General features: G+C 47.5%; 8 protein-coding genes. 3 read left to right on the forward strand and 5 right to left on the reverse strand.

Going from position 1 to position 13,184, the window contains the following annotated elements; genetic code table 11:
* Positions 1-33: 33 nt before the first annotated feature.
* Positions 34-921, forward strand: a complete 888-nt coding sequence (locus FHS17_RS16165; RefSeq protein ID WP_167279422.1) for a cation diffusion facilitator family transporter — start codon at positions 34-36, stop codon at positions 919-921.
* A gap of 39 nt (positions 922-960) precedes the next feature.
* Here the strand turns inward: FHS17_RS16165 and FHS17_RS16170 are convergent, their stop codons facing one another.
* The 4 genes from FHS17_RS16170 to FHS17_RS16185 all read right to left on the reverse strand — a co-directional run bounded on the left by FHS17_RS16170 (position 961) and on the right by FHS17_RS16185 (position 5,806).
* Positions 961-1,815 (reverse strand): polysaccharide deacetylase family protein, encoded by an 855-nt coding sequence (locus FHS17_RS16170; RefSeq protein ID WP_208420429.1) that lies wholly within the window; start codon positions 1,813-1,815, stop codon positions 961-963.
* A gap of 28 nt (positions 1,816-1,843) precedes the next feature.
* Positions 1,844-3,037, reverse strand: coding sequence for an acyltransferase (locus FHS17_RS16175; RefSeq protein WP_167279424.1), 1,194 nt, complete (start codon positions 3,035-3,037; stop codon positions 1,844-1,846).
* 127 nt (positions 3,038-3,164) lie between these two features.
* Positions 3,165-4,580, reverse strand: a complete 1,416-nt coding sequence (locus FHS17_RS16180; protein ID WP_167279425.1) for an NAD-dependent malic enzyme — start codon at positions 4,578-4,580, stop codon at positions 3,165-3,167.
* A 110-nt stretch (positions 4,581-4,690) separates the two neighbouring features.
* The gene (locus FHS17_RS16185; RefSeq protein WP_167279426.1) at positions 4,691-5,806 is read right to left on the reverse strand and encodes an MGDG synthase family glycosyltransferase; all 1,116 of its coding nucleotides are present in this window, start codon (positions 5,804-5,806) and stop codon (positions 4,691-4,693) included.
* Between the two features lie 380 nt (positions 5,807-6,186).
* Here FHS17_RS16185 and kapB point away from each other — a divergent pair, with 380 nt between their 5' ends.
* A complete protein-coding gene (gene kapB / locus FHS17_RS16190) occupies positions 6,187-6,561 on the forward strand; it encodes a kinase-associated lipoprotein KapB (RefSeq protein ID WP_167279427.1) in 375 nt (124 codons plus the stop codon).
* 46 nt (positions 6,562-6,607) lie between these two features.
* Here the strand turns inward: kapB and FHS17_RS16195 are convergent, their stop codons facing one another.
* Positions 6,608-7,909, reverse strand: a complete 1,302-nt coding sequence (locus FHS17_RS16195; RefSeq protein WP_167279428.1) for a stalk domain-containing protein — start codon at positions 7,907-7,909, stop codon at positions 6,608-6,610.
* A gap of 398 nt (positions 7,910-8,307) precedes the next feature.
* Between FHS17_RS16195 and gltB the strand changes: the two genes are divergently transcribed.
* A complete protein-coding gene (gene gltB, locus FHS17_RS16200; protein ID WP_167279429.1) occupies positions 8,308-12,909 on the forward strand; it encodes a glutamate synthase large subunit in 4,602 nt (1,533 codons plus the stop codon).
* Positions 12,910-13,184 lie beyond the last annotated feature (275 nt).

Consider the following 13,184-nt stretch of genomic DNA (forward strand, 5'->3'; position numbering starts at 1 on the left):
GGATTAACAGTGAAATGAGGTTAGGGGACATAAATGAATCAGTATGAAGAGATCAGGCAGGGCGAGAAGGGAGCCTTGGTCAGCATTGGCGCGTATATCGGGCTGTCTGCGATCAAGCTTGGCGCCGGCTATTGGTTCGCCTCAGGCGCACTCGTCGCGGACGGATTTAACAACTTAACGGATATCGTTGCATCAGTAGCAGTCTTAATCGGTTTGCGAATTTCACAGAAGCCGCCTGATAGGGATCATCCGTATGGGCATTTTCGGGCGGAGACCATTGCAGCCCTGATTGCCTCGTTTATTATGGCGACAGTAGGTCTGCAGGTTATTATCAACACAGTACGCTCCTTGTTCTCCGATGAGCAGAAGATACCTTCTCTGAACTCGGCATGGGTCGCTTTATTTGCGGCAGTGTGTATGGGAGCCGTTTATATCTATAACCGTAGACTTGCTAATCGCATTAATAATCAGGCATTACACGCAGCGGCGAAGGATAACTTATCTGATGCGCTGGTCAGTATCGGAGCTGCTATCGGCATCATAGGCGCTCAATTTGGCCTGCCTTGGCTTGATCCGGTTGCTGCGCTGTTAGTGGGTGGGATTATCTGTAAGACAGCTTGGGAGATTTTCTACAGCTCCACGCATGCTCTTACAGATGGCTTTGATGCGAATGAGCTGATGACGCTTCGCTCGACGATCGAGCGGACGACGGGCGTGAGGTCGATTAAAGACATTAAAGCACGTGTACACGGCAGTAATGTACTTATTGACGTAATTGTGCAAGTTGATCCAGGCTTGTCGCTTATCGAAAGCCATCGGATAAGTGATGAGATTGAGCAGCGTATGGAGAACAAGCATAATATTATGAGTATTCATGTACATGTGGAGCCTTATGAGGCGACTGCAATAGAACCTCATTAAAAAAACCTTAGCCGTTTGGCTAAGGTTTTTTTTGTATCATTATCTTCCATATTTCTTCATCATATCGAGGAATTTGTTAGCTGTGAGTGCCGGTGTTCCTGCATTCAAGCGGAATACTTCATCCGATCCCGGTCGGTTAATACCTGGGCGGGTAGTGAAAAATAAATTGACGCCTGCGTTTTTCTCAAGCTGCTTAACGCTGGAGGTGAAGGAGCCAAATGGGAAAGCAATCATCTGATAGGAATTATTTAATTCTTCCTTCAAACGTTTTTCCATCAGCTGTGCATCTGCTTCCACGCGTGTCATGTATTCTTTCTTCGTTTCTACCCGGCCCTTGTCAGGCAGATAGATTGGATTGCTCAGTATAGGCCCTTTTTTCTTGCCTTTTTTATCGAGCGCAGCATATTCATGCAGATTGTAAGTATGGCTGTAGAAGCTGTTGCCTTCACCTTTAAGCTTACGCATCGTATCCCAAGTTAGATGCTTGGTGTGTACATTTTGATTGTCGCTGCTTGCCCCAATTATGAAATGAGTACCCACAAAATTATACTTTTTCATAATAGGAACTGCATATTGATCAAAGCTCTCGTAGCCGTCGTCGAACGTAATGACAACTGCATTGTCAGGAACGGTGGCCTTTTTCTTCATGAAATCTGCAAACTGCTCAACGCTGATCACGTTATAGCCGTTCTCCTTCAGAAGCTTCATATGCGTGCCGAACCGGTTTGGAGAAATCGTTGCTCCACTTTCCTTCTCATCGATATGATGATACATGAGAACGATAACTTTGTTCTTATAATGTGCAGGTTTATTAGTAGCAGCGTTCAGCTGATACTGGGACACCGGCCAAGTGATCGCGAGGGCGATGACGAGGAGTGCAGCAATCACTTTCATTCTCACGACTTATTCCTCCTACGATGAATTACGCGTCCAGCTGTCTTTCTGGAACGACTGGCCCGGAAGGGCGTTTCTTTGGTTTCGGCAGATTGCCGAAGGCGATCCAGTTAAATGGAACGTAGCGGGCAAAGAAAGAAACAACGATCCAGGATCCGACCAGGGCGAGCGCGAAGCCGCCGAGATACCAAAGATGAAGCTTCCAGGCTGTACCCGTATGGAGCGGATATTGCCGGTAGACGAGCAGGAAGAATGGATGGATCAAGTAGACACCAAAAGATAGAGCACCTAATCTTCCAATAAGGTGGGTTAGGACTTTTGGTAGTTTACGAGATAAAATAAATGCAATTTGCATTAAAACAAGTGCCGTTAGTACCCCATGAATATTCCATACAAAATCGAACAATGTAGTATTGAATGAATCAAGGTGAAGTCTAGTCTCGTAATACAAATATACATGCGATAACCCAGCAGCAATCCAAAGGGCCCACAAAGCGATCCATGTGACCACACGAAGGGTAGTTGCATGGTTTCTGGCGATAATAATCCATTCTTTTATTTTCGGATAATAGATTCCTAGAGCTGCGCCCATCAAATAATACGAGAAATAAGAGAACGACCAGCTTCCGCGGTTGGGAACAGGTGTCTCCAGGCCGTATTTGTTAAGCATGAAGAAGCCCCATTGCAGCGCAAAGCCAACAGGAATGGCCCATTTGACCGTACGTGGATACTTTTTCATCAGCCACAGGAATAGCGGGAACATCAGATAGAACTGAATATTGATATAGACGAAATAAAGATGCGTGTAAGCCTTGCCGGTTAGTACTTTATCAATAAAGTTATGAAACTCAGTTGATAGAGTCCGGTCCGGATAATAATAGAAATGCAAAATAGCGAAATAGAACAAGGAAAAGACCAGGTACGGAATTATAATATACAGCAGTCTTTTCTTATAAAAGCTGCCTAGCAACTTCTTGTCCAAAGGCCGATTGTAATAATTGTAGAAGAGGACAAAACTGCTTAGGAAGATAAAGGTTGTCGTTCCGATTTTCATAAAAATATTAAAGAAGTTATACATGAAAAAATAATTCGAGTTCACCATATCAACGGTAGCGAACGAAGTCGAGTGGACGGACAACACACCGATGATAGCCATTGCCCGAACGAGTAGCAGTTCAGGGATGTTATCCCGTTTCTGCAGTGATGGAGAAGCCGTAGCCATTCGTTATTCATCCTTCCAACTGTTTATACTATTAACCTAGTTATTATAGTATAAACGGACAGGCATACACAACAATTTGTCTTTATCTCCCAGAGAGAAACGAAGACAAATTGTTGTATTTTTTTCTTTATTCTCTAGGCTTTCTTCGCGCTGTTCCACTGTCCTGCGCCGCTTGAACGACACGCTTACGAACTTCCTCTACAACTCTTGTATTAAACACACTTGGAATAATATACAATCTGCTCAGTTCATCTTCACTGATGACAGATGCAATCGCTTCGGCTGCTGCGAGCTTCATCTCTTCTGTAATGTTGCTTGCCCGGCTGTCGAGTGCTCCGCGGAATATGCCGGGGAAGCAGAGGACGTTGTTAATCTGATTCGGATAATCGCTTCTTCCTGTAGCCATAACGGCAACAATATCTTCGGCTAGTTCTGGTCGGATTTCTGGTTCGGGATTAGCCATTGCGAACACAATGGGATCAGTTGCCATAGACAAGATATGTTCTCTTGTTAGAATGCCACCTGCAGATACCCCTATAAATACATCGGCATCTTCAAGCGATTCTTTTAGCCCTCCGCTGATTCTAGCTTCATTTGTATGTTCGGCATACCACTGCCACATCGGATTGTTATAAGTTCGATCAGCTGTTAGGATCCCTTCACGATCTACGCCAACAATATGTTTTGCACCGCCGGCGAGCAGCATTTTGGTGCAAGCTGTACCGGCAGCGCCGATGCCGCATACTACAAAACGTGTATCCTCTATTTTCCGTTTCGTTAGTTTTAGTGCATTAAGCAGCCCGGCATACAGTACGACAGCCGTTCCATGCTGATCGTCATGGAAGACGGGGATATCCAGATCTTCACGCAATCTGCGTTCGATCTCAAAGCAGCGCGGCGCCGATATATCCTCCAGATTGATTCCTCCAAAAGCAGGAGCAATATGTTTAATAGAGGCGATAATCTCTTCCGTGTCCTGCGTATCCAAACAGATAGGGAAAGCATCCACATCTGCAAATTGCTTAAACAGCATGGCTTTACCTTCCATAACAGGCATGGCTGCGTAAGGGCCGATGTTGCCAAGGCCAAGAACAGCACTCCCGTCCGAGACAACAGCCACTGTATTACGTTTAATAGTAAGAGTGTAAGCTTTCTTAGGGTCCGCTTCTATCGCTTGGCATACTCTGGCTACATCCGGTGTGTAGACACGGGATAGATCGTCGCGGTTTTGAATTGGAGTTTTAGGCTGAATCGTAATTTTGCCGCCAAGATGAAGAAGGAAGGTGCGGTCGGATACATGCCGCAGACGAATGCCAGGTACACTTTGCAGGACAGATTGCAGCCGCTCGGCTGCCCCGGCTTCGGTAATTTTTACAGTTAAATCACGTATGCTTATCAATTTATCGGTTTGGATAACGTCAATTGCGACTATATCTCCACCGGCCGCTTCAATGGCTGTGACGGCTTTGCCAAATTGCGCCTGCTGGGTATCAATTTCGAGTCGTAATATGATTGTTTTTCCATCCATGCTCCGTTCTTTCATCCTTATCCGCTCCCTTTTTTGCACTGACAAGTACATCCTCTCTATAACAATAACCGGAAATGGCTTGTACTATTCTCCTAAAATAAAAGGATGTACATAGTAAAAAGCCGTCACTGCAACAGCTGCAAGACGGCTTTCGGACACGTAGTCGGATTATATTGTTCATTTCTTTTGTCGAGCAAGGTTTGGCGGTAACGGCTGGATGCATCGGTCTGCTGGATCGCAGCCATCCATTTGTCTACCGTCTCTGGTTTCTCCAGCATTTCTCCAAAACCGTTACGAATGAAATATTCGCAGTTTTCTTCTTCCTGCCCCGGAATCGGTTCATAGAACAGCATTGGGATTCCTTTGCTCATGCCTTCCGTGCAGGTCATCCCTCCGGGCTTTGTTACAAGAACATCTGCCACATCCATCAGCTTGCTGACTTCCTTGGTGAATCCTAGGATTCGAATATTCTCATGCCGGAAATTAGAGTTGGAAAGCATCTTTTCCTTAACCTTATCATTGTTCCCTACGCAAAAAATAAATTGAATGTGCTCGCGCCATTTCGTCATATATTCCAGCAAACTGTCCTCGTACATAAGTCCCCATCCGCCGCCCATAATAAGGACGGTAGGCAATGATTTCAAACCAAACTGCTGACGAACCTCAGCCTTGTCATGAGCTTTCCAGAAATGCGGATGGACAGGGATGCCGGTTACGTCAATGCGGCTTTCAGGAACGCCGTGATTGATCAGCTTGTCCTTCACAAGGGCGGATGAGACCAAGAATTTATTCACTTCCTGATTTACCCACGAGCCATGTGCGTCATAATCGGTAATGAGGGTACAAAGCTTGATATGAAGGCCTAGCCGCTTTAGCCGGCTGACTACAGCATTTGGAACAGGATGGGTACAAATAACGAGATCCGGCTTAAGCTGTGCGATAACTTGCGAGGTATGTGTGTAAAATACGCGATGGAGCGCAAGCTGAGCGAATCGATTTAACGATTTTTTATAATTGCTGCGGTACATGAGACCAACCATCTTCGGCTGACTGCTGACCGTTTTGCGATAGGCGGAAATAATCAAAGGTCCTAGTACGGGATTAAGAAAATTACCCAGCTCCATAACGCGGGTTTGTATATCCGGACTGAGCTGACGCATGCCTGCCGCCAAAGCGTGCGCGGCTTGCGTGTGCCCTGATCCGAATCCTTCGGAGAGCAGGAGCACTCTTTTCTTACGCATAATGTCACCTACTTTTCTAGTTCCATATTACGACTCTGTTCGATTTAAAACAAGTCATCCTGCTATTGAAGTTGCAGGTGCGGTAGTCCTAGTACGGACATGCATGCTGCAACCGAGAAAATCATGGGTTGATTTGCGTTAAAAAAATTTTATATGATAGGGGAATCATTCAAAATAGGAATGGACGCTAAGCGGTATTATAGCACATTGGAAATCAGAAGCGTGCTTAAGAAATTCTTGAGCTGATGCTTACGAAGCAAGAATTGCTTCACAATTCTTTTGAGCTAATGCTTACGAAGCAAGAATTGCTTCACAATTCTTTTGAGCTAATGCTTACGAAGCAAGAATTGCTTCACAATTCTTTTGAGGAGGACTACATAATGAATGAGATAACTCCAGGCACGATTGCCCGGGCGGATGTAAGATCGGGGCAGTACATTGGTGAGATTATAGAGGTTAATGGACCACGGGCTGTATTCAAGGTGCTGGCGGTGCTGAAGCATCCTGAGCAAGGGGATCTGCATCATCCTTATAATCCGGATGTTGCGATGTTCCATGAGCGGAGGGCACTCGGCTATACAGAGAAGACGAATGTTTTGCTTCGTGATTTGAAGCCATACGAGGGAGAAGTGCCGGATTACAATACTTCATTGCATGAGGCTGTAGCTTCGCAGATCGCCGCGCTGGACCGGCTGATGCGCTGGTCCGCGCGCGGGCTGGAGCTGCTGAAGGAATTGCGGAAGGATTATAAGTAAATAGAATTATTGCTACAATAGTATGCTGCCTTGCTGACTGCTTAAATTACTTGTTAATGAAGGCGGTTTGCAGGGTGCTGCGATAAATGACCTGCAGGCCAAGGGCTTCCGAAAGGGAAGCCAGTGGCAGGTAGGTTTTTGTTTCTTTACCGGATTTAAGCAGGAAGGCTGGCGGCGTGGACAGCTTAACCTTCTTATTGTCGATCGTTACATAAGCCGAACCAATGGTAAAGACCACTTTATGGCTGTTATAGGTTACGGAAGCGCTTTGAGATGTGTTGCTCCAGCTAAGTTTTGCACCAAGAGCATCCACGATGTCCCTCATCGCAACAAAGCTGCGATTACTGCGCAGAACAGGCGGGGCAGCTCCGGCTGGAAGCTCTTTTCCAGCGACAACGACAGACATTTGAACATTGGCTGGACGTGTCCGAACGGTGCGGTAATCACCCCATATCGTATTGGCGAATGCGCGGCCCATGACTGCGTAACCAAGTTGATTCGGGTGGATGTCCTTATTGGCGATAGAGGTATACTCCAGCTCATGGCCGACGAATAAGTCACTCACACTGGTGATTTGGAGCTTAATATCGTCCTTCGCGAGTCTACTGCTTATCAGGTCAAGCTTGTTTCGGATTTTCTTTACACCGTCCAATAGGAGCAGGCGGTCTTCTTCTGGGTAAAGAGGAATCGTAACGTTGCCAATCTTCACCGGCGCAGGAATCGGCAAGTACTGATCCGCAATGACGATTTGTGCAGTCGGATTAAGACCAGCGATTGTTCGGATAGAGCTCTCGAGATCTTTTTCATACTGATCCAGCAGATCTTGGATATATTTAGTAACTTCCTCATCTGAAGCACCGGATGCCAGTTTGTCCATAACCGGGATAAGGTCATTTCCTCCGATCGTTAAGACGATAAGGTTAGCAGAACGTATGGATTTGGCCATTTGAGCGGTTTGCCCAAGGAGTACATCCTTACGCGGATCCTGCAGTTGCTGCTGAATCTCATCGGGTTTCACTGTTCGGCCCTCCGACGCAGCCTGTAGCAGCAGCTTAAGCCCCTCAGCTTTAAGGCCAATAATCCCGTAGTTGACATATTCTGCGCGAAGTCCATGGAACAAAGCTTGCTCGTACACCTGCTCAACATAACCGTAAGGAACGGATTTTTCCGTAAAACCATGCTCATAACCGGCAGTAAGGGAGTCGCCTAATGCGACGATTTGATAAGGCTTTGTCTCTTGCTGGGCGGCTGATGCGTATGTACCTCCCCAAGCCGAGACGGATAATATGATGACTGCAAGCATGATAAATGTGAATCGGATACTCTGTTTCCTTGATTTGCTATACAAATGTTCATCCCCCTAATGATAAAATGTTAGCCATAGTATAAGAACACGAACAATGTACTGTAAAGTAAAGTTTTATCACATTCATAAAAATATTAAATTGATTCCCTTTTGGGGTGATGTTAAAATAATATAATAACCGCAATGGCGGAACACGGCCCGGAACATGGTCAATCTTAAACGAAAGCTTCATTCAGCTAATAATTTTGCGCTAGATACGAACATTTTCCTCTCTAAGCTTCTGGAAAGTTTGTGTCCGCGGGAAATTGGCCATAAAGCCATCACGTTTAAGCTCGCAAGAACAGCAAGCAACTGGCCGATGTGTCACGTTTGCTGCCGTTCGATATACCGTTATTGAGCTATGCTTGCCCAAAAATCTTCTGATAGAAAGGTTGCACACGATGAAAGAGAAAATTTTTGGATTACCGCCGAAACAAGGTCTATATGATCCGCGCTATGAAAAAGACGCATGCGGCATGGGATTTGTGGCAAACATCAAGGGAAGAAAATCGCATACTGTCATTCGTCAAGCGTTGACGCTGCTCGAGAACATGGAGCATCGCGGCGGTCAAGGCAGCGAACCTAACACGGGGGACGGCGCAGGCATCCTGCTCCAAATCCCTCATGATTTCTTCTCGCGTGAATTAAGAAAGCTTGAGATTGACCTGCCGCAAGAAGGAGAATATGCAGTTGGCATGATGTTTATGCCGCAAGACGAAGCGATCCGCAGTTCGTTTGAGCGTGAGCTTGAGATCATTATCCGTGAAGAAGGCCAATCGCTGATCGGCTTCCGTACTGTTCCTACGGATGATTCGAAACTTGGTCAATCTGCTTTGTCGGTGAAGCCATTTGTTCGCCAAGTGTTTATTGCGAAGAACCCTGAGCTTAAGGACGAATTGTCCTTTGAGCGCAAACTGTATGTGATCCGCAAACGCGCTGAGATTGCGATCCGTTTCGGTGGCAAAGAAGGCGGAGAAATGTTCTATTTCACAAGCCTTTCGAGCAAGAAGATCGTATACAAAGGGATGTTGACAACGGAGCAAGTACGCTCGTTCTACCAAGAGCTGAACGACGAGTCTGTCGTGTCGGCTATGGCACTTGTTCACTCCCGTTTCAGTACGAACACTTTCCCGAGCTGGGAACGTGCGCATCCGTTCCATTACCTGATCCACAACGGCGAGATCAATACGCTTCGCGGCAACATCAACTGGATGCATGCCCGTCAGACATTGTTCGAAACCGAGCTGTTTGGCAGCGATATGGAGAAAGTAAAACCGGTAATCAGTCCGGATGGTTCGGATACAGCAATGTTCGACAACGCACTCGAATTCCTGCATTTGTCCGGCCGTTCCTTGCCGCATGTTGCTATGATGATGGTACCGGAACCATGGTCGAACCATGAAAGCATGGACGACGAGAAAAAAGCATTCTACGAATACCACAGCACGTTGATGGAGCCGTGGGACGGACCTGCTGCAATGGCGATTACGAACGGTACGCAAATCTGCGCTTACCTTGATCGTAACGGCCTGCGCCCAGCCCGTTATTATGTAACGAAAGACGATCATATCATCCTTGGTTCTGAAGCCGGCACAGTCGAAATCGCTCCTGAAGAGATTTTGTACAAAGACCGTCTCCGTCCGGGCCGTATGCTCGTTGTAGATACGAAAGAAGGCCGCATTATTTCCGATGAGGAAGTGAAAGCACAGATCGCGGCTGAACAGCCTTACCGTGACTGGCTTGACGAGCATCTTATTGACCTTGAAGCATTGCCAGACGCACCTGAGCTTCCTGAACTGGATCATGCTACTGTGCAACAGCGTCAGCAGGCATTCGGCTACACTTTTGAAGATGTACGTAAAGTGCTTGAACCAATGGCTAGCAGCGGCCAAGAGCCAATCGCTTCCATGGGTTACGATGCGCCGCTTGCAGTATTGTCGGAGCGTCCACAGCGTCTGTTCAACTACTTCAAGCAGCTGTTCGCACAAGTAACGAATCCGCCGATTGACGCGATTCGTGAAGAAATTGTTACAGCCGTTAGCACAACGATTGGGCCTGAGCGCAACCTGCTGAAGCCTGAACCGGAAAGCGCGCGCCATATCAAGCTGGATACGCCAATCCTGTCGAATGAAGAATTTGCGAAGCTTCGCCATGTACGCCGTCCTGGCTTCAAGTCGATTACGCTTCCGATCTTCTTCCCGGCTGCTGAAGGCGAAGAAGGCCTCCGTTCCGCACTTAAACTTATGCGCGAAGCGGCAGACCGCGTTATTGAAAAAGGTCATAATATTCTTATTTTGTCTGACCGTGGTCTGGATAAAGACAACGCTGCGATTCCGTCGCTGCTTGCCGTATCGGCTTTGCACCATCATCTGATCCGTCAAGGTACAAGAACGAAGGTTGCGATTCTGCTTGAATCCGGCGATCCGCGCGAAGTACATCATTATGCTTTGCTGCTTGGTTACGGCGTCAATGCGGTTAACCCGTATCTGGCGTTCGAGACGCTTGACGATATGATCCGCCAAGGCATGCTGAGCAACATCAAGCATGAGAAGGCTGTTAAGAACTACATTAAAGCCGCTACGAAGGGCGTAACAAAAGTATTGTCCAAAATGGGTATTTCGACGATTCAATCGTACCGCGGTGCACAAATCTTCGAAGCACTTGGTCTGCAAGAAGAGCTGATCAACGAGTACTTTACATGGACACCTTCGCGTATCGGCGGTATCGGTCTTGATATCATCGCTCAAGAAGCGTTGAAATGTCATAACAAAGCATACGCTGACCAAGAGGGCGGGGAGAAAGAACTCGACTCCGGCGGCGATTATCAATGGCGTAAAGACGGCGAAGACCATTTGTTCAGCCCGCAAACGATTCATACGCTGCAAATGGCATCCCGTAAGAACGACTATAAACTGTACAAGAAGTTCTCGAGCATGGTACAAGGCGAAGACAAGAAGCATCTGATGCTTCGTTCGCTGCTCCAGTTCAAGGATGGACGGCAATCCGTGCCAATCGACGAAGTCGAGCCGGTTGAATCTATCTTCAAACGTTTCAAAACAGGCGCAATGTCGTTTGGTTCGATCAGTAAAGAAGCGCATGAAAGTCTTGCGATCGCAATGAACCGTATTGGCGGTAAATCCAATACAGGTGAGGGCGGCGAAGATCCTGCACGTTTCATTCCTGATGCAAACGGCGATTCCCGCCGCAGTGCGATCAAACAGGTTGCATCGGGCCGTTTCGGCGTAACGAGCAACTATCTGGTTAATGCGGATGAGATTCAAATCAAGATGGCGCAAGGCGCGAAACCAGGTGAAGGCGGTCAGCTTCCAGGACGTAAGGTTTACCCTTGGGTTGCTGAGGTCCGTGGTTCCACTCCTGGTGTAGGCCTGATCTCGCCTCCACCGCATCATGATATTTATTCGATCGAGGACCTTGCTGAGCTGATTCACGATCTGAAAAATGCGAACCCTCGTGCTCGCATTAACGTGAAGCTTGTATCCGAGGTTGGCGTAGGCACAATTGCTGCCGGCGTTGCGAAAGCACGTGCAGACGTAATCATGGTCAGCGGCTATGACGGCGGTACTGGTGCATCTCCAATGAACTCGATTCGCCATGCGGGTCTGCCATGGGAGCTTGGGCTTGCAGAAACGCATCAAACTTTGATGCTGAACAATCTGCGTGACCGTGTCGTTATCGAAACCGATGGTAAAATGATGAACGGCCGCGACGTTGCGATTGCAATCTTGCTGGGTGCTGAAGAATACGGCTTCTCGACTGCACCACTCGTCGTACTGGGCTGCGTAATGATGCGTGTATGTCAACTCGATACTTGTCCGGTTGGCGTTGCAACACAAAACCCAGAGCTTCGTGCTAAATTTATGGGCGATCCAAGCCATGTCGTGAACTACCTTCACTTCATTGCACAAGAGCTTCGTGAGATTATGGCTGAGCTTGGCTTCCGTACCATTCAAGAAATGGTTGGCCGTGTTGATATTCTTGAATCGAAGAATCTGGTTGACCATTATAAAGCAAAAGGTATTGATCTTAGCCTTCTGCTGCATTCCCCGGATGTACCGCAAGACGCAGCGCGTCATAACGTACAAGAGCAAAATCATGGTCTCGAGCTTTCGCTCGACATGAAAGAGCTTGTTCCAGGAGCAGCGGCAGCATTGGAAAGCGGCGAACGTGTTCGCGGCTCATTCCCGATCTGCAATACGAACCGTGTAGTTGGTACCATTCTCGGCAGCGAAGTAACTCGTCGTTACGGCGCGAAAGGCTTGCCTGAAGATACAATCTCCTACCACTTCGTTGGTACTGCTGGTCAAAGCTTTGGCGCATTCGTTCCGAAGGGTATTACGCTCTCGCTCGAAGGCGACTCCAATGACTATGTAGGTAAAGGTTTATCAGGTGGTAAAATTATCGTTGCTCCATCTCCGAAAGCTACATTCGTAGCAGAAGAGAACGTTATTATCGGCAACACAGCACTGTACGGTGCAACGGATGGTGAAGTTTATATCCGCGGTACTGCAGGCGAACGCTTCGCGGTTCGGAATTCCGGCGTGAAGGTAGTTGTTGAGGGTGTAGGTGACCACGGATGTGAATATATGACTGGCGGCCGAGTTGTAGTACTCGGAAGCACAGGCCGTAACTTTGCAGCAGGTATGTCCGGTGGTGTGGCTTACATTTACGATGAGCATGGTGACTTCTACAAGAACTGTAACATTGAGATGGTTCTGCTTGAGCGTCTCGAGACAGAAGAAGAAGTTGCTGAGCTTCGCGGCTTAGTTGAGCGCCATGTGGAATATACAGAAAGCGCCATTGGTTCGCGTGTTCTGAATGATTGGGAAGCATCGCTTAACAAATTCGTGAAGGTTATTCCGAAGGACTACAAGAAAATGCTGGAACATATCCGCAAAGCGGAAGATGCCGGCTTGACTGACGACAAAGCTCTTCTTGCAGCTTTTGAAGCAAGCATGAAAGAGTTGGCTCGTACAGGAGGATAAAGGGAAACAGGCTGGGCAGTTGCTCAGCCTGTTTTTTTGTTTTTGCTGGTGGCGCGGGAATGACGGGAATGTATCTCCTTCCGGTCGCTGTTGTCTACACTTTGCCTGAACAATATTACAAGGTTGCAAAGTGTAGACAAAGGCGAACGCTCCGCTCCTCCAGGAGTTACATACCCTCTATTCCCACGCACCTCCGCCGCAGCAGAACAGAAAAAAAGCAAGCTGCGCATAGTGCCGCTCGCCTGAAGGAAGGGAAACAGGGGAGACAAGTAGGG

This window comes from Paenibacillus lupini (assembly GCF_011761355.1).
GTDB classification, from domain to species: domain Bacteria; phylum Bacillota; class Bacilli; order Paenibacillales; family Paenibacillaceae; genus Pristimantibacillus; species Pristimantibacillus lupini.